Source organism: Microbispora sp. NPDC049125, assembly GCF_040802045.1.
In the GTDB taxonomy this organism is placed as follows: domain Bacteria; phylum Actinomycetota; class Actinomycetes; order Streptosporangiales; family Streptosporangiaceae; genus Microbispora.
Genome location: NZ_JBEZDW010000029.1, coordinates 1 through 22,309, shown reverse-complemented (window position 1 = coordinate 22,309; position 22,309 = coordinate 1). Strand labels below are relative to the sequence as shown.

Genomic DNA, 22,309 nt, shown 5'->3' with positions numbered 1-22,309 from the left:
CTGTCGTGGGCCGGTCGTGACATACGACGGAGGTGGGGAGGCCGCCGTCGGCGAAGGCTTGCCCCATGACGACACACGCGGTGGCCGCTCGGCGGCTACGTAAGGACCACGGCGGCACACGTGCCGTCGACGGCGTCGATCTGCTGATCACGCCGGGTGAGGTGGTGGCCCTCCTCGGCCCCAACGGCGCGGGGAAGTCCACCCTGATCGAGATGATCACCGGCCTGACCCGGCCGGACACGGGCGAGATCACGGTCTTCGGCGACGCTCCCGTCGCCGCGGTCCGCTCCGGGGCGGTCGGCGTGATGCTCCAGGAGGCGGGGCTGCTCGACGACGTGACCGTCCAGGAGGCCGTGGCGATGATCGCCTCACTGCACCGCGCCCCGCTGCCGGTGGAGGAGGCGTTGCGCCGGGCGGGCCTGACGGACCTGGCCGCGCGGCGCTCCGCGCGGCTTTCCGGAGGCGAGAAGCAACGCGTCCGGTTCGCCATGGCGCTGGTGCCCGGCCCGGACCTGCTCATCCTCGACGAGCCGACCTCCGCCATGGACGTCGCCGCCCGCCGGGACTTCTGGCGGTCGATGCGCGACTTCGGCGCCGCCGGGCGGACGGTGCTGTTCGCCACCCACTACCTGGAGGAGGCGGAGCAGCACGCCGACCGTGTGGTGTTCATGCGGGACGGAGCCGTCGTGGCCGACGGCCCGGTCTCCGTCGTCCTGGCCCGGGTGTCCGGCCGTACGGTGCGTGCGGCCGTTCCGGACGCGCGCCTGGACGAGCTGCGCGCCCTGCCGGGGGTCGCCGGGGTGGAGCTGCGCGGGGGCCGCGCCGAGCTGCGGTCCGCCGACGCCGACGCGGTCGTACGGGAGCTGCTGGCCCGCTTTCCCGGCACGCACGACATCGAGGTGATCGGGGCCGGGCTGGATGAGGCCTTCATCCGGCTGACCGAGGAGGAGGCGGCGTCATGAGGACCGGATACGTGGTGTTCGAGATCAGGCGGGCGTTCCGCGACTCGAAGTTCTTCCTGTTCGCCGTCGCCCTGCCTGTCGGGCTGTTCGTCCTGGAGTCCAACGTGATCCGCGACGTCCCCGCGTCGTACCTCATGGGCAGTCTCGCCGCTTTCGGCGCGTTCAAGGCCGCGCTCGACACCGGTGCCCGTACGGCGGTGGAGCGGGGCATCGGATGGCAACGCCAGCTCCGTCTCACCCCGCTCACCGGCGCCGGATATCTCACGGCCAAGGCGGCGGTGGCGATGCTGGTGGCGCTGCCCCCGGTCGCCGGGGTGTCGCTGGCGGCCGCGCTGCTGTCCGGCGTGGAGCTGACCACCCCCGCCAAGCTGGCCACGCTACTGGCGATCTGGGCGGGCATCGTGCCCTTCGCCCTGCTCGGGCTTCTGATCGGCCAGCTGGCGACGCCCCAGAACCTGCAGGCGTACCAGGGCGGGGTGGTGCTGGTGATGAGCTTCGTCGGAGGGCTGTTCATCCCGGTGACCAGCTTCCCCGCCGTGCTCGCCCGGATCGCCGAAGTGCTGCCCAGCTACTGGCTGGCGGAGATCGGGCACTCCGTGGCCCCGGGCGGCGGCCGGATCGGCCAGGCCGCGCTGGTGCTCGCGCTCTACACGCTCGCGCTCGGCGTGGCCGTCGCCGTCCGCTACCGGCGGGACCAGGCACGCCCATGATCGCGATAGGACGGCCGCGCCGGCGCCCCGGGACGGAAACTATGGTGACCGCATGAGGGAGGGCATCTTCACGGTGGGCGCGTGGCCGGAGCGGCACTTCGCCCGCTCCCGGGACGGGCGGTGGGGCCAGGCGAGCGGCGTCGCCGTGCTGACGGCGTGCCTGGTGTGGCCGCTGTGGAGGATCGCCGCCGCCGCCGTCGAGCGGATGACGGGCCCGTCGCGCGTGGCGGCCGTCCTCCTCATGGTCCTCTACGGAGTGAGCTGGGTCGCCGTGATGGCCTACGGGACCGCGAGACCGCCCCGCGACCGGGTGCTGCTGACCGGCTGGCTGCTGGCGCTCGGGGCCGCGATCGCCGTCCTGCGCGGGGACTGGACCAGTCTGGGGCACCTGGCGTTCGCGCTCATGGCCGCGGTGTGGCTGCTGCCCGTCCGCTGGGGCGTCCTGGTCGCCGCGGCCGTCCTCACCGTACGGCTGGGCGCGCAGGCGGTGACCGGCGGCTCGGCCCCCTGGGGCACGGCGGCGGATTTCGGGCTGCAGATCCTGGGCTCCGTGTCCTTGATCCTGGTGATCCGGCTGCTCGTTCAGCTCGGCCAGGCCCGTGAGGAGATCGAAGCGCTGGCGGCGGCGGCGGAACGGGCCCGCCTCGCCAGGGATCTGCACGACGTCCTCGGCCACACCCTCACGGCGATCGGCGTGAAGACCGGCCTCGCGCGGCGGCTGCTGGAGAGCGGGGCCGATCAGCAGGCGGCGGTCACCGAGCTGCGCGACGTCGAGCGCCTCTCCCGGGAGGCGCACGCGGAGATCCGCGCCACCGTCTCCGGCCGGCGCCGGCCGTCCCTCGTCGCCGAGCTGGCCGGGGCCCGTGCGGCCCTGCGGGCGGCCGGGATCGGCGTGACCCTGCCACGGGACGTCGCCGGCGTGCCGGAGGACCTGGTGGAGCCCTTCTCCTACGCGCTGCGCGAGGCCGTCACGAACGTCATCCGGCACAGCGGGGCGACCCGGTGCGAGGTCCGGGTCGGCGGCACATGGCTGGAGGTTCGCGACGACGGCGGCTCGGCCGCCCGGTCCGCCCCGCCGGGGAACGGCCTCGCCGGGCTCGCCGAGCGGCTCGGAGCGGCCGGCGCGACGGTCGAGGCCGGGCCCCTCCCGTCGGGAGGCTTCCTGCTGAGGGCGAGCCGGGCATGATCAGGGTGCTGCTCGCCGAGGACCAGGCGCTCGTCCGTGGGGCGCTCGCCGCGATGCTCTCCCTGGAGCCGGACATCGAGGTGGTCGCCCAGGTCGCGTCGGGGGACGAGGTGCTCGACTCCGCCCGCCGCAGCCGTCCCGACGTGGCCCTGATCGACGTGCAGATGCCGGGGAAGGACGGCCTGGAGGCCGCCCTGGAGCTGCGCTCGGCGCTGCCGTCCTGCCGGGTCGTCATCTGCACGACCTTCGGCCGCCCGGGGTACTTCGCGCGTGCCATGGAGAACGGCGCGTCGGGGTTCGTGGTGAAGGACTCGGCGCCGGAGCACCTGGTGGACACGGTGCGGCGGGTGCACGCCGGGCTCCGGGTGGTCGATCCCGCCCTCGCCGCCGAGTCGCTGGCCAGCGGCGCCAGCCCGCTGACGCCTCGGGAACGCGACGTGCTCAGGGAGGCACGGCAGGGCGGCACGGTGGCCGAGATCGCCAGGGCCCTGCACCTGTCGGGCGGGACCGTGCGCAATCACCTGTCGGCGGCCATCGGCAAGACGGGCGCGGGCACCCGTGCCGAGGCCGCGCTGATCGCCGAGGAGCGCGGCTGGCTCTGAGCAGTGCCCTTCCTGACGTACAGCCGCACGGCGTAGCCGGGGACCCGGGCGACCCACGCGCGGTTGTAGCCGTCGCGCAGCAGGGTGCGCTTGACGGTGTCGCGCGGCGACGACAGGTCGGAGTCCCGGGGATGGGACCGGCTGATCACCCACACCCGGGGAGCCGGGCCCAGCGCCGCCGCGATCCGCTCGTCCGGCAGCTCGCGCCCGGCCAGGGTGCCGGAGGCGGCTCCGGACACGCGCAGCGCCACGTCGCGTACCTGACGGAACGACTGGGGGTACGCCTCGGCGACCAGGCGGCGGATCGACGGGAGGAACAGCACGGCGTCCCCCGGCCGCGCCCCCGCTCCGACGAGCCGGGCGGCGGCCGCCGGGTCGTCGGGACGGCTGCCGGCCCGCCGGACCTCGGCGTGCGCCGGCAGGGTGGGCACGACCAGCAGGGCCAGGAGCCCGCACGAGGCCAGCCCTCGCCACATCCCGGCGGGGATCCGCCGTACGGCCGCCGTGATCCCCGCCCCGGTCAGAAGGGCCTGCCCGGCGACCGCGTAGAGGACGTAACGGTCCTGGTAGAAGGGCTCGATCTGGGACACGGTCAGCAGCACGGCCGGCGGGAGGATCGTGAGGGGCACGGCCACCGCTGCGAGCGAGACCGGCGCGCCCTCGGGGCGGCGGAGGGTCAGCGCCGCCACGGCCAGGACGGCGGCCAGTGCGAGCGGCACACCCGTGCCGGCGAAGCGGGTGACCAGCTCTCCCGCCGTCGCCCAGCCGGGCGGCTCCAGCCAGGAGATCTGACCTCGCTGCCCGAAGCTCACCCACGCCACCGGCGCGACCGGAAGCAGCCCCGCCGCGCAGGCCGCCGTCCATCGCGCCATCACGCCCGGCCTGGCGCGGCCGGCGAGCAGCGTCACGGCGTGCGCCAGGAGGGCGAGCGCGGCGAAGAGGTTGAGCAGGCACCCGGCGGCCACCGCCACCGCGTACCACACCCACCGCCCCGTCCGGCGCGGCTCGTCCAGCGCCCGCACGAGCAGGTGGGTGGCGAGCACCGCGGCCGCTGTCACCAGCGCGTACGACCGCCCCTCCTGGGCGTAGTAGCTGACGACCGGGCTGAGGGCGTAGACGGCCCCGGCGTACACGCCCGCCGGTGCCGAGACCAGCCGCCGCCCGAGCGCCGCGACGCCCGCGGCCGCGACGGCGGTCGCCAGAGCCGAGGGCACCCGGATGACCACCTCGGCGGGCACGACGCCGTCCGCGAGTGACAGGAGCGGGTGGAGGAGCAGGTAGTGGACGCCGTGAACGGCGTCGACGTTGCCGAGGGTCCGCCACAGGTCGGGCAGCGGACGGCTCGCCACCGCGAAGGTCGTCGCCTCGTCCTGCCACATGGAGCCGCGGTCGATCCCCCAGAGCCCCGCGAGGAGCGCGATGCCCGCGCAGACCAGGAGCGGGGCGGCGCTGGGGGCCATGGCGAGGAGCGCCGGTCGCACCGGCCGGAGGAAGGCGGGCGCGCCCGCACGGCCGATGACGCTCAAACGCTGCCCCCACGTGCTCGTACGAGATCCCGCTCCGATGGCGGGGTGATCTGTTATCACCCTGCCTGGGAAGGAGAAATCCGGATGAACACGTCCTAAGGTGAGCGGAACGGTGGGGGAACTCCCAGATGAGGCCCGGCCCGCGCCGGGGCGACCTCGGCCTCAGGCCCGAGCTCGCCGCCCCGGGCACGATCCCGGGCCCGCGGCGCTTTTCGTTGTCCCGTCCCCGGCCGGGGGGACGCCGGGGACGGGATGGGGGGAGATCCGGGGCAGGCGCCGGGGGCTCCGCGTCTCCCGCGATCGCGCTCCGGAACCGCCACTCACTGTTGTGCTCGTTGACTGTCCGTTTACACCCCTGAGGGGCGCGGGGTCGTTTTCTTTACCCGCGCAGGCCAGGGGGAGGGCCGCAATTCGCCACTGACCGGGCGGATCGGGAGTCAGCCGCCGTGGGCGCCGTGGAAGGGACTGGTCACGCCCTCGTACATCAGGTGGAGGACCATCCCCGACTCCGCGTGGCTCAGGTTGTGGCAGTGGTTCATCCACAGGCCGGGGTTGTCGGCACGGAACGCGACCTGCCACACCTCGCCGGGCCGTACGTCGAAGGTGTCCAGCAGGAGCGGGCTGCCTGTGGGAGCGCGGCCGTTCCGGGAGAGCACCAGGACGTGGTGGCCGTGCAGGTGCCAGGGGTGGGTCTCCCTGCCGCGGTTGACCACGGTCAGCCGGACCAGATCGCCTTTCTTGACCTCCTCGGTGGGGATGCCGGGGAAGGCCTGCCCGTTCACCGTCTGCGCGTAGAGGGGGCGGCCCTCGGAGATCGCGAGGCCGCGGTCGAGCACGAGCGTGAAGTCCCGGTCGAAGTGGTCGCGCGCGGTGAAGGGCGCGGGGGCGGGGGTGCCGTACCGCGTCAGGTCGAGCTCGGGCCACTTGCTCGTGTCCGCGTTTTCGCCCGTGTCCTTCCCCGTGCCGCCGCTGCCCGCGCCGGTGAGCCGGAGGGCGACCGCGCGGTCGTCCACGCGCAGCACGACGGCGTCCGTGGGAGCCGGAGGCATGGTGAAGGCGAGGTCGTAGCGGCTGCCCGCGGCGAGCCGGAGGCCCACGCCTCCGAGCGTCCCCGGTTCGTGCAGGTCCGTGCCGTCCACGGCGGCCAGCCGGTACGGCACGCCCGCCAGCGTGAGGCGGTGCGGGGTGTTGTCTGTGTTGATCAGGCGCAGGCGTACGGGCGTGCCTGCGGGGACCTGCCGTTCGATGGGCTGGTCGTGGTCGCCCGCCACGGTCGCGCCGGCGAACGTGTGCACCGGCAGCGCGAGATCCAGCCCACGCGGCGCGGCGCCCTTCGGCGTGACGACGAGCGTGCCGTACAGGCCCATGCGTACGCCCAGGTCGGAGACCTCGTGCGTGTGATACCAGTACGTGCCGGCCTGTGAGGCGAGGAACCGGTACACGAACTCGTGCCCGGGCATGACGGCGTCCTGGGTCAGCCCGGGCACGCCGTCCTCGCCCGAGGGCACGTCGTATCCGTGCCAGTGCACGGTCACGCCCGCCGTGATGTCCGCGTTACGCAGCCGCACCTCGATGAGGTCTCCCTGGGTGGCGGTGATCGGCGGGCCGGGGACCCGGCCGTCGAAGGTCCAGGCGCTCACCCGCCGCCCGGACGACAGCGTGATGGTGGCCGTGCGGGCGGTCAGTGTGTACCGGCGCACGGTGCCGCCGGGTTCGGGCGCGTCCGGCCCGTGCAGGTCGGTGACCGGCACGCCATGGCCGGTGGGGGACTCCATCCCGGGCATCCCAGGCATTCCAGTCATCCCGGCCGTCGCCGACACGGCCGGGTCGGCCGGGTCAGCCGCATCGGCCGTGGAGGCCACGGCAGGTGCGACCGCGAGACCGCCGCCGACCAGGCCGACCGCGATTGTCACGGCGACGGCGGCCCGCAGGCGGGGGACGTCGGCGGCGACGGCGCGCCAGGTGATCAGAACGGCGCCCGCGACCACGGCCACCAGGATCAGGGCGCCGCTCCAGGTCGCCGGGTACCCGAGCAGGAAGGTCTGCACGGGCCCGGCCGCGGCGGCGTACGCCGCGCCCAGCAGCGGCACGACCACGGCTGGCGCCCTGGCCTCCTCCGCCCGGCCGTGCCGTACGGCGGAAAGCAGTCGCGGGCCGCTGAGCGCGACCGCGGCCCCGCCGCCCAAGACGAGCAGCGGCAGCGCGACCGTCACCTTCTCCTGGACGAACCACCATCCGTCGCCCGCGAGCGCGATCACGGAACCGGCCCGCAGGAGCGAAACCAGGACGGCCACCCCGAGCAGAGCGGCCGCCGCGGCCGGGCGACGTGCGGCGGCGGTGACTCCGGCCGCCGCCCACGCCGCGACCGCGACGACGGAGACGAACAGGTCGAGGGTCATGACTCCGGAGGTGGTCATGAGGCTCGCGCCGACGATCCCTCCCGCGGCGCGCCTCCGGCGGCGGGGCGCGACCCTGTGACGGCGAGCTGCCTCGCCCCCCGGAACACCCACGCCGAGACTCCGATGATCGCCATGCCGTTCAGCGCGTGCAGGCCCAGCACGGCGAGCGAGAGCGGGGTCGTGTTGCCTGTGCTGTCGTCGAACGCGCCTCCGAGCGCGATGATCAGCATCTGGACGATGACCAGGCCGAGGGGCAGGATGGTCAGCCCGATCTGGCGGCCGGGCACGCGGGCGGCGGCCGCCACGACGGTCGCCAGCAGCGACAGCGCGGGGATGATCATCATGCCGGTCACGCTGTGCAGAGCGAACGAGTCGTCGTCCTGGGGCTTGTCGAAGGCCCCCACGGCCGCGAAGTACATCTGGGCGACGACGGCGACGAGTAACAGGCCGGCGAGCACGGCGTAGAGCTTGCGCATGGCGGCACTCCTTTCGGTGGGTACGTGCCAGAGCGGCACGGGCAGAGCGGGACGGGGCAGATGGAAAACGGGACGGGGTTACCGTGATCGTGCCCGACCCCGGCCCGCGTCGTCGTCCGCCGCCCGGCCAGACGTCGCCTACCACCGGGGGAGTACGGCGGCGCTCGCGCCCTGCGCCCGGCGGAGCGAGCGACCCCTCGATAGTCGCCGCCGGGGACGCCCCGCGTCGTCGTACGGGGGAAGGCTCTCCCGCCTACCACCGCGGACGCAGGTATGCGACGAGCTACTTCACACGCGCCGGCCGGTCCGCGAGCCGAGGCGGCCATGATCCCGGCGAAGGCGCGTGTCCAACACATCGCGCGCCCAGGACGAGACCTGGCGCCTCAAAGCGACGGCGGCCGGGCCCCTGCGGCTCAGATCGCGGGGCTGCGCCGCTCCACCAGGATCACGTCGCGCCAGACCCCGTGGTGGCGGCCGATCCGCTCCCGGATGCCGACGACGCGGAAGCCGGCCGCCTCGTGCAGGCGGAGGCTGGCGACGTTCTCCGGGAAGACGCCGCTCTGGATCGTCCAGATCCCCTCCTCCTCGGTGGCGGCGATGAACGCGCCGAGCAGGGCACGGCCGATGCCCCGCCCCTGATGTCCCGGAGCGACGTAGCAGCTGTGCTCGACCACTCCCGCGTACACGCGCCGGGAGGACACGCGCGAGGCGGCGATCCAGCCGATCACCCGGCCGGTGCCGGTGTCGACGGCGACGGACGTCAGCCCGGGGATCTTGCCGGCGAGGAACGTCTCCCAGTCGGGCGCGGCGGTCTCGAAGCTGGCGTCGCCTGTGTCCAGGCCGGCCTGGTAGACGGCGAGCACGCCGGCGGCGTCGCCGTCCCGGACGGGGCGGATCTCGAAGCCGGGCGACGTGGACGCGGCGGAGGGCTTGGGGGGCGTGTCGCTGGTCATGACTGGTGATGCTCCCGTCGGTCAGCCGGCGGCAGGCGGACCGTCCGGCGCGAGTAGGTCGGCCGCCTGTTCCAGCACCTCCTCGACGGAGACGTCGGCCACCCACGACGGGTCGTGCGGGCATCGCTCCGCCTCGGGATCGAGGCCGCCCGCCCCGCAGACGGGGCAGGCGGAGGTCCAGGAGATCAGGGGCCTGTGCCGAGCGCGCATGAGCGGCCCGGCGTTGACGAGGTTGGCGCAGAAGTAGATGCCGATGGTAGGCGTGCCGACCGCCGCCGCCAGATGCCGGGGGCCGGTGTCGTTGGAGATGACGAGCGAGCACCGTTCGTACAGCGCCGCGAGGCCACCGAGGCTGAGGGCGTCGACCGCCCGCGCGGCGGGGCGCCGCATCCCGGCGGCGACCTCGTCCACCACTTCGCGCTCCCGCTCGATGCCCGTGATCACGATCGGCCGGTCGAGCCGGTCGGCGACGGCCGCGAAGCTCGCGGCCGGCCATCGGCGACGCGGGTCGGTCGCCCCCGGATGCAGGGCCACGAGACCGGCCGGCGGTTGGCCGAAGGCGCGGGCGAGCTCCGCCCGATCGGCCTCGGTGACCTCCACGCGCGGCTCGATGCTCTCGGGCGCCGCGCCGAGCAGGGCGGTGACCTCCAGGTGGCGCAGCGTCTCATGGTGATGATGCACGTAGGGCACCCACAGGTCGAGGCGCTCCGCGTCGGGGGTGCACAGCCCCGCCGTGAGGCGAGCGCCGAGCCGCCGGATGAACGGGTTCGTGTGGCGGCCGCCTCCGTGGATCTGCACCGCGACGTCGAACCGGCGCTCCCGCAGCTTCCTGATCAGGCTCTCGGGGGCTTCGTGGCCGCCGGCCGCGACGGAGACGCCGCTGATCGGCGGCAGCGCGATCACCTCGTCCACCGGCCCCGGCCTTCCGTCCAGGAAGCCCGCGTGCCACGACCTGCCGAGAAGCGTGATCCGGGCGCCGGGATACGTGCCGCGGATCGCATCGAGGGCGGGCATCGCCAGCACGAGGTCGCCGAGGGCGTTGGCCCGCAGGACGGCCACTCGCTCCACGCCGTCGAGCACCGGCCCGAGCGTGCCGGTCATGGGCCGTCGAGCACGAGGTCGGACGGGGCCACCATGCGCGCCTGATACCCCTGAGGTCATCGGGCAAACGACCGGATGTGACGGCGATCACACCATGGCCGTGAGAGCCCTGTTGTCAGGGGGAGGCGGCGCTCAGCGGGCGCAGACGTCCCGGTACGGCACGCCGGGGAGGTGGCGACGCCACTCCGGCTCCTTCAGAGTCCGCCCCGCTCGCGCGCACACGGCCCGGGCCACCTGGTCACCGCCCGCGGGCAGCCGGTAGATCGTGCCGTCCTGCGTCACCAGGATCAGGTCCGCTCCGTCCTGGTCGAACGCCATGGCTGTGAGGATCGCGTTGTGCAAGGTGACGGGATCGCCGAGACGTCGCTTCTCCTTGACGTCCCAGAACTGGACGGTGCCGCCCTCGGCGCTAACCTCGGCGCCCGACGTGGCGAGCACGTCACCGGTGGGGGAGAAGGCCATCAGCTGGATGATCCCCGTGTCACCGTGCAGCACAGGCGGCACGGGAGACGGCTCCCGGCCCCGCGTGTCCCACAACGCGATCCGCCCGTCCTCGCCGCTCACGGCGAGCAGCGAGCCCGAAGGGCTGAGCGCGACCGCGTTGGTCCCGAGCCTTCCGACGGCGGGGCCGATCTGCCGGCCGGTCTCGGCGTCGATGAGCCGGCCCGCCGCGGTGGCGATCATCCTGCCGTCGGGGGTGAAGCGCATGTCCCCCGTGCCGGCCTCCAGCCGGACCGTGCCGAGCAGGCGGCCGGTCCGGGCGTCCAGCCTGAGCAGGCGGGGGTCCTCCTCCTGTCCTGGCGGGCCCGCCAGCGCCACGGCGAGCGTCGCGCCGTCCGGGGAGAAGGCATGCCCGTCGACGCTGTAGTCGGCCGGAAGGGGCTGCGTCCACAGCGAGGCGCGCGTGGCGATGTCCCAGGCGCACAGCGTGGTCTGTCCCACTCTGGCGGTGCCGAGACTGGTTTGCCGCGTTGTCACGAGCGTCCTGCCACCGGGGTCGAGCGCCAGCGGGTCTCCCCATCGGGCCGTGGTGCCGAGGTCGGCGGCGATCCGGCCCCGCCGCACGTCCCAGAGCCGGATCTCCTCGTCCTGGCGGCCGGTGTCCTTCACCACCAGCCATCGTCCGTCCGGGGTCAGGGCCTCGGAGGAGGGGGTGCCGGGGACGCGCGCCGACGTCACCTGGGGCCGGATGTCGAGGCTGACCACGGTGTCGTCCATGAGATAGCGCAGGGTGTGCCCGTCAGGGTCGAGCCGGGCGTCGGACACCTGCTCCTCGGCCTGATGCGTGAAGATCTGCCGTTCGGTGGCGACCTGCCAGACGTGCAGGCCGCGATCGGCGAAGCCCACCAGGAACCGCCCGTCCGCGGTGAACACAAGCCCGCGTCCCGCGGCGGGCCCCTGCTCGGACGTGCCGAGCTCGGGCCAGGGCAGCCACGGCCGGTCCTCCCAGCCGGGGAGACGCCCCGTGGCTTCCGCCGGCAGGAGACTGATGCTCCGCGCCGCACAGGCGAGGGTCTTGCCGTCGGGGCTGAAGGCGGCCAGCAGGACGCCGGGGCAGGCGTCGCGGAAGCGCGGATCCCGCGTCCCCTCGGGCATCCGCCACACCTCCAGCGTGCCCCTCCCCTTGGGCATCGCGGCGAGGTTCCCGGAGGGGGAGACCGCGGGCACCGTCACCTCGCCGTCGCTGTCCTCGTGGTGGCCGTACACGCGGCCGGCGACGTGATCCCAGACGAAGGCGTCGCCGTCCTCGAGGAATGCGAGCTTCGACTCGTCGGCGCCGAACTCCAGGCCGCCGCCGACCCTGGCGCCGTCACTGTGCCGCTCCGCCTGCTTCTGACCGGTGTGCGCGTCCAGCACCAGGGTCGCGGCGTCCGTGAGGATCGCGACCAGGCGCCCGCTCGGGCTCAGGGCGACGTCCCGGGGGATCTGCCCGGCGAGCGAGGGCGTGGCCACGGTCCGGATGAGCCGCCCCGCCCGCACGTCGTATAGGCGCACGCCGCTCGCGGAGGCGCTGACGAGCACCCGGCCGTCCCGGCTCAGCGCCCGCACCGAGAGCTCCTTCACCGGTGGTTCAGCGAACGCGGCGATCTCCGGCTGCTGGAGGGCGGACATGAGGCCGGAGCGGGTGTCGGCTCCCGGCGCCAGCCGCCATCCGGCGACGCCGAGCAGCATGGCCGTGACGGGATCGCTGGTGCGCAGGGCCCCGGAAAGGTAGGCGAGCTCACGCCCGCTGGCCCGGTCCCGCTGGTCGGCGATCCGGCCCGACTGGTGGACCGACAGCGCGCCACCGGCCAAGGCCAGCACGAGCAGCGCCGCCAGTGCCGTGGTCAGCAGGCGGCGCCGCCTGGCCCGCTGCCGGGACAGTGCGGCCGAGGCCTCCAGGAGGGCGCGTTCGAGCGGGTTCAGGACGAGACGGCGGCGGCCGGTCGCGGCCCACGCGACCGCTGCCTCCAGCCGGCTGCCGTGGAGCAGGTCCCCGTCGCGGCGCCCGTGCCCCTCCCATTGCCGGGCCTGCGCGCGGATCGCCGCGTGCGCGGTCAGGCCGTCCCGTTCGCCGGCCGCCCAGGAGCGCAGCCTGGGCCATGCCCCGAGCAGCGCGGGACGGGCGAAGACCTCCCCGTCGCGCCTGGACAGCACGGATGAGAACGCGTCGAGCACCGGGCCGGCCCCTGCGGGCAAGTCGTCCTCGGGCACCGCCTGAGTGGTGAGCTCCCCGTGGGGATCCACCGCGACCATGCGCAGGAAGATCTGGACGGCCACATCACGCTCGGGCCGGGACAACATCCGGTAGGCGTCCTCGGCGAGCGTGCCCAGCGGCGCGGCGCCGGCGCTCGCCCCCACTGTCCCCGCCGCCCGGCTGCCCTCCGCCAGCAGGCCACCGGTGTCGAGCCCGGCGCCGCCGACGAGGGACAGCAGGAGGTCGCGGGCGGCGGGACGGTCGAGCGGGTCCTTGGCCAGCGCCTTGGCGACCAGCGGGCGCAGCGCCTCGGGGAGGGCGGTGAGGTCGGGGTCGACCGACAGCACGCGGTGCATCACGCCGCCCAGGCTCTCGGCCCTGAACGGGTCGTCCCCGGTGGCGGCGAACAGCACGATCCCGCCCCACGCGAACACGTCGGACGGCGGTCCGGCCCGCCGGCCGGTGAACACCTCCGGCGCCATGTAGGTGGGCGTCCCGGCGACCCGTCCGGTCGAGGTGAGCGACATCTCCAGGGTCCGGGCCACTCCGAAGTCGATCACGCGAGGCCCGTCGGGGCCGAGCAGCACGTTGTCCGGTTTGAGGTCCCGATGGATCACGCCCGCCTCGTGGATGGCGGTCAGCGCCGTCGCGATCGCGGTCGCCAGGCGGTGCAGGTCGTCACCGGCGAAGACCCGGCCATCCCGTACGGCCTGGCGCAGGCTGGGGCCTTCGACGTACTCGCTCACGATGTACGGCCGGGGGCCGTCGAGGTGGGCCGCGAGCACGCGGGCCGTGCAGAAGGACGCCACCCGGCGGCCCGCCGTGACCTCCCTGCCGAACCGGTGTTTCAGCTCCGGATCCGCCGAGGCGTATCCGTGCAGCACCTTGATGGCCACCCGGCGTCCCTGGTCGTCGTAGGCCTCGTAGACCACGCCCTGCCCGCCGGTGCCGAGCCGGCCCGCCAGCCAGTAGTCACCCAGCCTGGCCGGGTCTTCCGCCCGCAGATCCTCGGCCACCACCATGAGACCAATCCCGAGACGCATGTGGACGCATGTAGTCGTTACGTCTTGTTGGATGCGCCCGAGCCAGGAAAGGTTTGCGCACACCGATCGCACGCATCGATCGCGCGTACCGACGGGGCCGTCGGGCCGGGGCCGTCACCCGTGTTCGCGGTCCGGTGTGAGGTCGCGCCTGTCTCGTCCGGGGAACCGCATCCGCCGCCGCCCGGGGCAGGCAGCCGCCGTGCCGCCGGGGTCGCCGTTCGCCTGCTGCGGCCCGCCGGGGTGGGCCGGGCCGTGGGAATCGGCGCAGTGCGGGGCGGCTTCGCCGATGGCGAGGAGCTCGGGAGGGGCGTGGTCCACCTGGAGGGTGGTGTGCTCGATCCCGTACTCGTCGTGCACCATCCGCTGCGCCGCCTGCCGTACGGCGTGGCAGTCGGAGCCGGGGGCGACGAGGATGTGCGCCGACATGGCCGGGTAGCCGGACGTCACCTCCCAGATGTGCAGGTCGTGCACCTCCACCACGTGCTCCAGGCCCGCGGTCTTGCGGCCGATCTCGGCGGGGCTCATGCCGGCGGGGGCGGCCTCCATGAACACCCGGCCCGAGTCGCGGACCAGGCCCCAGCCGGCCTTCAGCATCAGCCCCGAGACGACCAGCGCGGCGATGGCGTCGGCCCGGGCCCAGCCGGTGAGCCATATGACGAGCCCGGCGACGGTCGTCGCGATGAAGGCGTAGAGGTCGTTGAGGATGTGCTGGAACGCGCCCTCGACGTTCAGGCTCGACCGGTTGGCCCTGCTCAACAGCCATGTCGCGGCGACGTTGACGACGATGCCGGCCAGCCCGGTCGCGACCACGTACGCGCCTTCGACGTCAGGCGGGGTGATCAGCCGCCGCACGCCCTCGTACACGAAATAGACGCTGAGCAGCAGCAACGTGATGCCGTTGAGCTGGGCGGAGACGATCTCGGCGCGCTTGAGCCCGTAGGTGAAGCCGCCCTGAGGAGGACGGGCGGCGATCCGCATCGCCACCAACGCCAAGGCGATGGCGATGGCGTCGGTGAGCATGTGCCCCGCGTCGGAGATGAGCGCGAGGGAGTGTGCGATGACGCCCACGACGACTTCGGCGGCCATGAAGCCGACGATCAGCACGAGCGCACCGGTCAGGGGGCGGCGGTCGGCCTCGGCGCTGAGCGCGTGCCCGTGACCATGCCCGTGTCCATGCCCGCGCCCGCGGCCGTTCTCGTGCGCGTGCTCCTGACCCTGCGCGTGCTCCTGTCCCCGGCCGGGGACCCGCACGTGCTCATCCATCGTCCCGGTCCCCCCTGTCGTGCCGCATGTGAGTGATCGCCAGGTCGAACAGCATGCGCACGTGCGAGTCGGCGAGCCGGTAGTAGGCCATGCGCCCGGAACGCCGCACCTTCACCACGTTGTGCACGCGTAGCAACCGTAGGGCGTGGGAGGCGGCGGACATGCTGTGCCCCGTCGCCGCCGCCAGGTCGCACACGCACATCTCCCCGCCTTCGAGCAGCGCGGAGATCAGGCGCAGCCGCCCGGGATCGGCCAGCAGGCCGAAGATCTGGGCGAGCTCCTCAACCACCTCCTGGTCCGGCAACGCCAGCCGGACGCTCTCCACCCGGGAGGCGTCGACCACCGGCAGGACGCAGGAGTCGGCCGGGCCGAGGTCGATGACGGTTGAAGGCTCATTCATATGTGCAAGCTTACAAGGAAGGAGCGACAGGTCAATGTCCCTGTGCGGCCGCCCCGGCGGATCGAGGTGTTAAACAAAGAGTAATTGGATAACTACTCTGAGCAAAGAGGCATCTCCGCCGGCTCATCGGTTCCCGGTCCCCGCGGTGGTGCGGAGCGAAGGGAGACAGCGTGACACCCAGCGCCTCCGTGGGCCGCCCCCGGCTCACCCGGCGACAAGGGGACGGCCCGCAGACGGCCGTGCCCAGTCGAGTGTCCAGTGGAGTGTCCAGTCGGGTGACCGGCCGCCGGCGTCCGGCCACGCCGTACGGGCCCCGCAGGGCGGCGGCGGAGTGAGACGGGTCATCTGGTGGGCGGCGGTTTCGCTGCCCACGCTCGCGCTGATCGGCGGGGGCGGCGGTCTGGCCCCGTCGTCCGAGGTGAAGGCGTGCTCGGCTCCCGGTGTCGTCGCCCATCGCGGCGACCGGTCCGGGGGCACGGAGAACACGGCGGGAGCCTTTCAGGCGGCGCTGGACGCCGGGGCGGACCAGGTGGAGCTCGACGTGCACTTCACCAAGGACCACCAGCCGGTCCTCATGCACGACGCGACCGTGGACCGGACGACCACGGGCACCGGCGCGGTCTCCGGCATGACCCTCTCGCGGTTCCGCGCGCTGCGGACCACCGACGGCGGGCGGCCCCCGACCCTGGCCGGCGTCCTGGACCTCGTCCGCGAGGCGGGCGCCCGGGTGCTCGTCGAGCTCAAGCAGGTTCCCGATGCGGGAGACCTGGAGTCCCTGCGCCGGACGTACCGGAGCCGTGACGCGTACGGCTGGGCGAGCATGATGTCGTTCTCCCCGCAGGCCCTGCGTGCCGTACGGTCGATTCCCGCGTCCCAGGGCCTGCTGTCGACGTCGGCGCCGCCGGTCTCGGCGGCCAGGAGGTACGACTTCGTGGGCGTCCGCCACGACGCCCTCAGCCGGGCCCGGGTGCGTGCGTACCGCGACGCCGGTGTGGCGGTCTACGCCTGGACGCCCAACGACCCGGCGTCCTGGCGGCGCCTCGCGGGGTACGGCGTGAACCGGGTCGTCACGGACCGGCCGTACGCGTATCTCGCGTGGGCCGGCGCCACCTGCGGCGACTGAGAGGGAGCCGTGGCCGCGGGGTGCGCTGGAGGCCGGCTCGTGAACGGCCACCGCCGAGGAAGGGCGCCCGATTCACCGGAGGTGGCGGGATTCACGGGGCGGCCGGCCCCGGGCGGCGGGCTCATGGGAGGGGGCCGTGAGCCCGCTCGGGGAGCCCAGGCCTGACTAGAGTGGTTCCCGATCACCGCTGAGGCGCGGGCCTTTCAGGGGAGGATGACGATGATCCTGGTGACCGGAGCCACCGGAAGAGTCGGCCGCGGTGTGGTCGAGGAGCTCGCCGAGGCCGGGCGTGACGTACGCGCCCTGACCCGGCACCCGGACGGGGCGGGACTGCCCGGCTCGGCGGAGATCGTACGCGGCGACCTGTCCCAGCCGGAGACCTTCCCTGCGATGCTGGCGGGCGTCGAGGCGGTCTTCCTGTACGCGCTGAGCGGCACGGCCCCCGCGTTCCTGCGGGCGGCCACGGAGGCCGGAGTGCGCAGGGTGGTGGTGCTGTCCTCGCTCATCGTGAACGACGACGTCGAGGTGCAGCGGAACCTGATCGCGGCCACGCACGCCGAGGTGGAGGACGCCGTCAGCGACGCCGGCCTGGAGTGGACGTTCCTGCGGCCCGGCACGTTCGCGGCCAACTCGTTGCAGTGGGCCGGGCAGGTCAAGAAGGGCGACGTCGTCCGCGTTCCCTTCGCCGACGAGGTCACCTCGCCCATCCACGAGGCCGACATCGCGGCCGTCGGCGTGCGGGCCCTGACCGACGAGGGGCACGCGGGCGAGAAGTATCTGCTGACCGGGCCCGAGTCGCTGACGCAGCGCGACCAGGTCCGGATCATCGGAGAGGCGATCGGCAGGCCGCTTCAGGCGGAGGGGATGTCGCTCGCCGAGGCCAGGGAGCAGATGATCCAGCACATGCCCGCCCACGTGGTGGACGCGCTGATCGCGATAAGGCGCGCGGCGATTGGGCGCGAAGCCCTCGTGACGGACACGGTGGAGAAGGTGACCGGCCGTCCGGCCCGGACCTTCGCGCAATGGGCCGCCGACCACGCCGCCGAGCTGCGCTGACCCGCCCGCCCGCCCGCCGGTCAGGTGCGGTCGGCCTCCCACAGCACCCAGTCCTGTGCTGGGAAAAGGAGGCGCAACTCCTCGGGAGCCTGCGGTGCCGCACCGCCGAGCAGGAGCCTGACGAGCTCCGCCGGGGAGTGCCGGAACTCCTCACGGGCCGCCCCCGACGGCGCCGGCCGGACGCCGTCGGGGCCGATGTTGAAGGCAGGCCCGCGCGGAGCGTCGACGGCGATGTCGAAATCACGCGCCGGCGGCCGGGCCGCCGCGAGCCGCGCGAGCACGTCGCGCAGGGCCGCCGGGTTGAGAACCCGCAGCACAGGGCCGGGCCCGGTTTCGACTCGCGGCCGGCAGTCCGGTTCGAGCAGCACCCGGTACGAATGGGGGAGGTGCCCGGTCAACGCCCCGTCGTACGGCCGGGCGACCTCACCGAGGAGGGCGCGTGCCGTGCCGCGGTCGCCGTGCGGCACGGTCAGCTCCAGGATCTCGACGTGGTCGGGGCGGCGGCGGCTGCGGACGTACCCGCCGATCTCGCCGTCGCCCGTCCGCGCCACGAGGAAGCCGCGCCGGTCCTCTTCGAGCCAGTTGAGCTGGCAGCGCCAGTAGCCGAGCGACCGCACCGTCGTCCCTGGGAGGGCCACGTCGCCGCGGCACGCGAAGGCCTCGAGCTCCGGCAGATCGTCGTCCCGGAAACAGGCGATCCCGCTCGCCGGCTCGGCGGGCACGGTGGCGGATGTGGTCTCCAGCATGAGCGGGTCGAACCCGTGGCCGCCGCCGGCGCCGACCGTGGGCGGCCACGCCATCGCGAAGGCGTACTGCTCCGTTTCGAGCGAGCTCAGAACGGTCTCCAGCAGATGCTCCATGTGTCCGTGACCACGCCACGGCGCCGAGGTGATCGCGTCGCCGAGGGCGGCGACCGGCAGATCCGCCGGCCCCAGCCGCAGCGTGCGGGGGAACACCCGGACGTGGGCCACGAGACGGTGGTCCACCTTCATCACCCAGGACTGGCTCGGCTCATAACACGGATCGCCGTGGTAGAGCGCCTCCAGATGTGAGCGCCGCGGGTCGTAGTGGACGAGCAGGTCGACGATCGCGTCCACGTCGCCGGCCTCGCCCCGGCGTGGCGTGACGGATTCCGGGCTCATCGTCCCTCCGCGCCGACCAGTCGATCCACCATGTCCGGCATCGCGAGCGTCCCCGTTCTCGCGCGTGCAGCCACGCTATCCGCTAACCGGCAAGGCGCCGTTCAACGGAGATTAAGGTCCGGGCCGTGCCGTGACCGGGCGACCTGATCACCCACCGGTTCGGGCGGGCACCGCGGAGCGGGCCGGGGCCGGGGCCGGGGATGACGCGCCCGGCCCACCGCTCGCCCCGGCCCTCGTAGCGATATGTCCCGGTCAGTAGTAGCCGAAGCCGGAGATGGTGACCGGTGTCGTCCCCGGGTTCCTCACCCGGTATCGGATGCACGCCGGAGGGGCGCCGACGGCCGCGGCCACGTAGGCCGCGTGGTCGCCGGCCGCGATCGGGACTGTGCCGAGGTACTGCCCCTTGCAATTACCGATCTTGATTTCCACCGGGCCCGGGTTCTGGTCGAGCTTGACGAGGACGTTGCCCTTGTAGATGGCCGTGGGCGCCAGCTCCGGGGTGAGGAAGATCTCGGCGCCGGGATTGACCGTCGCGGTCAGTGTGAAAGTGGCCGCGTGGGCGGGTGTGCTCGCCGCCAGGACCAGTCCCGCCATGGCGAGGCCGACGATCGCGGATGACTGACGCATCAGGGGTGTTTCTCCTTCCGGTGACGGATGTACGCCGGCCAGTGATGCTACGCATCGTGATCGCGTCGGATCGCCATGTGAACCGCGAGTTGCGTAAAGGCTGGGTCGAGGTGACTCCTGGCGGATCCCGGTGACCGGGTCTGACGCGGGATCGCGCGCCGGCAGGGCGCGGAAGCTAGGGCTGGAAGTGGTGAGCGTGCTCGGCCGCCCACTGGGCGTACGTTCGCGGCGGGCGGCCGATGACCTTCTCCACGGCGTCGGTCACGGTGGTGCCGTACGGATTGGGCGTGCCGTACACCCTAAGGAGGATCTCCATCAGTTCGGCGTCGCCGAGCCCGGGGTTCCCTCCGGTGAACGCCTTGAAGATGAGCAGATCCGGCAGCCCTCCCCGCACGACCCACTCCTCCCGCGTCTGCTCGGGGGTGAGCTCCTCGAACGTCAGGTCACGGCCGGTGGCCTCGGCGAGGATCCGGATCTTGTCTCGTGCGGTCAGCACTTCGGGCCCGGTGAGGTGGTACGCCTCACCCGCGTGGCCGTCCTCGGTCAGGACGGCCGCCGCCACGGCCGCGATGTCGGACTCGTGGATCGGCGGGCTCTTCCGGTCGCCGTACGGCTCGCGGACGACGCCGCGGGTGCGCAGCGACTCGCCCCAGTCGGACAGGGAGTTGCTCATGAACTCCACCGGCCGCAGGAGCGTCCATTCCAGCGCGCTCGCCCGTACGGCGGGCTCCAGGGTGCCCTCCTCCCAGCCGCCGAGGACGGTGACCTTGCGGATCCCGGCCTTCAGGGCCACGGCCACGATCTCCGGCCCGTTGCGCAGGGGCTGGTACCCCTTGCCGAAGTTGATCAGATGGGCGGCGGTGACGCCGTCGAATGCGGGCGCCAGAGAAGAGACGTCAGTGAGGTCGCCGGCGACCACCTCCACGCCGTCCGGCAGATCGGCGGTGGCCGGGTGGCGGGTCATCGCCCGCACTTTGTGGCCCGCCGCCAGCAGGTGGCCGACGACGTGGCCGCCGACGGTCCCGGTGGCTCCCGTGACGAGGACGGTCATGCCGGACGGAGTGCCGGTGTCTACGGTCATGGTGTGTCTCGCTCTCCCGTGTCAGCCCGTCGATTCCGTCGTACGGGCAGGTCGCATCCTGAGAGCGCGCAGGCGCCGGGAGTGTGACATCCGGGTTCGGACGCGGCCGCCATGCGGGAGAAACCAGCCCGGTCCCGGGCCTGCGCGAAGTCACGCGGCGCGCGGCCGGCCGTTCCCGGCGACGAGGGCCACCACTGGAGGGAGCGCCGCCGCGGACGGAGGGCCGTGACGTGCCGCCAGCGCCGCGCCATCCGCACGCCAGCGCCGCGCCATCCGCATGCCAGCGACGCGGAGGAGAATCGGAAGATCATCACCAGATGAGAGGAGTGGCCGGCATGGTCAAGGTCAGCGAGGAGCCCCTGCGCGTCGGCAGCGTGCTCGCCTCCGGCGGCGGGAACTAGACCCCGATTTGGGTCGTGTCCTTTGGTTCTTCTGGACACTCCCTGGCGATCGACCCGTACGGCCCCCGCACGCGTGCCGGGGCCGTACGGGCGACGCGTGGCAGACGGGAGACGCTCCATGAGCCGGCTTGACGCTCTTCTGGAGTGGGCAGACCGTGTCGGCGTTGGGCGACGCCATGGTCACGGTCGCCCTCGCCTTCGCCGTGCTGGAGTCGACGCGGTCGCCCGGCTGGCTCGGGCTGGTCCTGACGGTGATGCACGTGGCCAGGACTTGCAGCTACTTCATCGGGGGCGTCCTCGGCGACCGCCTGCCCCGGCGGCTCATCATGATTGCCACGGATGCGGCGAGGGTGGCGACCCAGGCCGTCGTCGCGGTCCTGCTCGTTCGGCACGAGGCGCTGCTGTGGCACCTGATCCTGCTCGGAACGATCTACGGCGCGGCGGCCGGCCTCTTCCGGCCGGCGTCGGCCGGCCTCGTGACGCAGGTCGCCGACGACCGGAGGCTCCAGGAGGCGAACGCGCTGCTCGGCTCGGTCCGCTTGTCGCGATGCGCAGTCTCGGGGGAGTGCTCGACTGGGGAGTCATCAACACCACGGGGCGGTGGGCGCCGTGCTCGGCGGGGTCCTCGCGCTCAAGGTCGTGTTCCGGCGTCCGCTGGTGGCCGCGAACGCCGGAGGCCTGGGGCTCGGCGTCCTGCTCGGCGCGATGGCCGGGCCGCTCCCGACCGGAGTGATCGCCGCCGCCGCGCTGCTCAGCGGGTTCGGCTGGGCGATCAACGACATCACGTGGACCGCCACCGTCCAGCAGCGGGTGCCCCGGCACGCCGTGTCCCGGGTCATCTCGTACGAGTGGACGACAGGCCAGATCGTGACATCGGCCGGATTCGCCCTCGCGGGCCCCATGGCCGGGGCCTTCGGCATCTCCACGGTCCTGCTCACCCTCGCGGCCGTCGTGGTGGTGGCGTCGCTGTCCACCTGCTTCCTGCCCGCCGTCTTCCGCGTGACGTACGGCACCTCGTGATGCTCGCGAGACGCCGGAGACCTCCGGACGTCAGCGGGGCGGTGCGACGGGTTCCGATACGATGGAGCTCACGTGCTGAGTGATTCCTCTCCGAGGGGCGTCAGCCGCTATCTGAGAGCGAGACGCGACATGAGCAGTGCTCGCACCGAAAACGATCAGGCCGTCATGGAGCCCGCGCGGCGGGCGGAGGTCGACGAACGGGCCGAACACGCGGCCAACGCGCAGTGGCTCAAGGACAATCCGGCGGCGGTGCCGCAGACGAGCGCGGGCAACTGGGACGTGTACGACCGCGTCGGCCATCTGTGCGGCCACCTTGTCGGCAACGGGCCGACCCGCGACACCCGCTTCAAGGCCATCGCCGCGGTGAACGAGTGGATGCCCGCCGCCGGCATGCCGGACGCCTACGGCATCACCGTGAACGACGCCGGGGCGCACCTCCTCGACGCCGCCGCACGGGTGAGCCGTCCCTAGTGTCCTGCGCCTGAAATTCGTCGGCAATATCGTGCGAGGGATTCGAGGATCTCCTCTGCGGTCTTCTTCCATACGAACGGCCGAGGGTTG

19 protein-coding genes and 1 pseudogene are annotated in these 22,309 nt (G+C 73.3%); 9 read left to right on the top strand and 11 right to left on the bottom strand.

Going from position 1 to position 22,309, the window contains the following annotated elements; translation table 11 throughout:
* The first annotated feature begins 65 nt into the window (after window positions 1-65).
* From AB0B72_RS28285 to AB0B72_RS28270, 4 genes are read left to right on the top strand one after another with little or no spacing between them, the layout of a single operon-like run.
* Window positions 66-962, top strand: coding sequence for an ABC transporter ATP-binding protein (locus AB0B72_RS28285; RefSeq protein ID WP_367742100.1), 897 nt, complete (start codon window positions 66-68; stop codon window positions 960-962).
* Window positions 959-1,672 (top strand): ABC transporter permease, encoded by a 714-nt coding sequence (locus tag AB0B72_RS28280; protein ID WP_367742099.1) that lies wholly within the window; start codon window positions 959-961, stop codon window positions 1,670-1,672. Before AB0B72_RS28285 ends, AB0B72_RS28280 begins: the two co-directional genes overlap by 4 nt.
* Window positions 1,673-1,724: 52 nt before the next feature.
* A complete protein-coding gene (locus tag AB0B72_RS28275) occupies window positions 1,725-2,858 on the top strand; it encodes a sensor histidine kinase (protein ID WP_367742097.1) in 1,134 nt (377 codons plus the stop codon).
* Window positions 2,855-3,460: a response regulator transcription factor gene (locus AB0B72_RS28270; protein ID WP_367742096.1), complete on the top strand. Its 606-nt coding sequence runs from the start codon at window positions 2,855-2,857 to the stop codon at window positions 3,458-3,460. Before AB0B72_RS28275 ends, AB0B72_RS28270 begins: the two co-directional genes overlap by 4 nt.
* Here AB0B72_RS28270 and AB0B72_RS28265 read toward each other — a convergent pair.
* From AB0B72_RS28265 to AB0B72_RS28230, 8 genes are all read right to left on the bottom strand, one after another.
* Entirely contained in the window at window positions 3,376-4,986 is a 1,611-nt protein-coding gene (locus AB0B72_RS28265) for a glycosyltransferase family 39 protein (protein WP_367742095.1), read from the bottom strand. The genes AB0B72_RS28270 and AB0B72_RS28265 overlap by 85 nt on opposite strands.
* Window positions 4,987-5,423: 437 nt before the next feature.
* Window positions 5,424-7,403 carry a multicopper oxidase family protein gene (locus tag AB0B72_RS28260; RefSeq protein WP_367742093.1) on the bottom strand — a complete coding sequence of 660 codons (1,980 nt, stop codon included), beginning with the start codon at window positions 7,401-7,403 and terminating at the stop codon, window positions 5,424-5,426.
* A complete protein-coding gene (locus AB0B72_RS28255) occupies window positions 7,400-7,861 on the bottom strand; it encodes a DUF6220 domain-containing protein (RefSeq protein ID WP_367742092.1) in 462 nt (153 codons plus the stop codon). Before AB0B72_RS28255 ends, AB0B72_RS28260 begins: the two co-directional genes overlap by 4 nt.
* A 413-nt stretch (window positions 7,862-8,274) precedes the next feature.
* Window positions 8,275-8,814, bottom strand: coding sequence for an N-acetyltransferase family protein (locus AB0B72_RS28250; protein WP_367742091.1), 540 nt, complete (start codon window positions 8,812-8,814; stop codon window positions 8,275-8,277).
* A gap of 21 nt (window positions 8,815-8,835) precedes the next feature.
* The gene (locus AB0B72_RS28245; RefSeq protein ID WP_367742090.1) at window positions 8,836-9,915 is read right to left on the bottom strand and encodes a glycosyltransferase family 9 protein; all 1,080 of its coding nucleotides are present in this window, start codon (window positions 9,913-9,915) and stop codon (window positions 8,836-8,838) included.
* Window positions 9,916-10,047: 132 nt separating this feature from the next.
* A complete protein-coding gene (locus AB0B72_RS28240; protein ID WP_367742089.1) occupies window positions 10,048-13,635 on the bottom strand; it encodes a protein kinase in 3,588 nt (1,195 codons plus the stop codon).
* Window positions 13,636-13,749: 114 nt separating this feature from the next.
* The gene (locus AB0B72_RS28235; protein ID WP_367742088.1) at window positions 13,750-14,898 is read right to left on the bottom strand and encodes a cation diffusion facilitator family transporter; all 1,149 of its coding nucleotides are present in this window, start codon (window positions 14,896-14,898) and stop codon (window positions 13,750-13,752) included.
* On the bottom strand, window positions 14,891-15,298 hold the full coding sequence (locus AB0B72_RS28230) for an ArsR/SmtB family transcription factor (protein ID WP_367742087.1): 408 nt from the start codon (window positions 15,296-15,298) through the stop codon (window positions 14,891-14,893). Before AB0B72_RS28230 ends, AB0B72_RS28235 begins: the two co-directional genes overlap by 8 nt.
* Window positions 15,299-15,629: 331 nt before the next feature.
* Between AB0B72_RS28230 and AB0B72_RS28225 the strand changes: the two genes are divergently transcribed.
* Complete coding sequence (locus AB0B72_RS28225) at window positions 15,630-16,421, top strand: glycerophosphodiester phosphodiesterase (RefSeq protein WP_367742086.1); 792 nt, start codon at window positions 15,630-15,632, stop codon at window positions 16,419-16,421.
* A 219-nt stretch (window positions 16,422-16,640) separates the two neighbouring features.
* Complete coding sequence (locus AB0B72_RS28220) at window positions 16,641-17,477, top strand: NAD(P)H-binding protein (protein WP_367742085.1); 837 nt, start codon at window positions 16,641-16,643, stop codon at window positions 17,475-17,477.
* Between the two features lie 20 nt (window positions 17,478-17,497).
* Here the strand turns inward: AB0B72_RS28220 and AB0B72_RS28215 are convergent, their stop codons facing one another.
* The 3 genes from AB0B72_RS28215 to AB0B72_RS28205 form a co-directional block, all read right to left on the bottom strand.
* Window positions 17,498-18,619 (bottom strand): GNAT family N-acetyltransferase, encoded by a 1,122-nt coding sequence (locus AB0B72_RS28215; protein ID WP_367742083.1) that lies wholly within the window; start codon window positions 18,617-18,619, stop codon window positions 17,498-17,500.
* Window positions 18,620-18,871: 252 nt separating this feature from the next.
* Complete coding sequence (locus AB0B72_RS28210) at window positions 18,872-19,246, bottom strand: hypothetical protein (protein WP_367742082.1); 375 nt, start codon at window positions 19,244-19,246, stop codon at window positions 18,872-18,874.
* A gap of 175 nt (window positions 19,247-19,421) precedes the next feature.
* Window positions 19,422-20,327 carry an SDR family oxidoreductase gene (locus AB0B72_RS28205; protein WP_367742081.1) on the bottom strand — a complete coding sequence of 302 codons (906 nt, stop codon included), beginning with the start codon at window positions 20,325-20,327 and terminating at the stop codon, window positions 19,422-19,424.
* 529 nt (window positions 20,328-20,856) lie between these two features.
* On the opposite strand from AB0B72_RS28205, the pseudogene AB0B72_RS28200 reads away from it, so the two are divergent.
* From AB0B72_RS28200 to AB0B72_RS28190, 3 genes and pseudogenes are all read left to right on the top strand, one after another.
* Window positions 20,857-21,249 (top strand): annotated as a pseudogene (locus tag AB0B72_RS28200) (MFS transporter); the annotation flags it as partial.
* Window positions 21,250-21,328: 79 nt separating this feature from the next.
* The gene (locus AB0B72_RS28195; RefSeq protein ID WP_367742203.1) at window positions 21,329-21,748 is read left to right on the top strand and encodes a hypothetical protein; all 420 of its coding nucleotides are present in this window, start codon (window positions 21,329-21,331) and stop codon (window positions 21,746-21,748) included.
* A gap of 129 nt (window positions 21,749-21,877) precedes the next feature.
* Window positions 21,878-22,219 carry a hypothetical protein gene (locus tag AB0B72_RS28190; RefSeq protein WP_367742080.1) on the top strand — a complete coding sequence of 114 codons (342 nt, stop codon included), beginning with the start codon at window positions 21,878-21,880 and terminating at the stop codon, window positions 22,217-22,219.
* The last annotated feature ends 90 nt before the right edge of the window (window positions 22,220-22,309 follow it).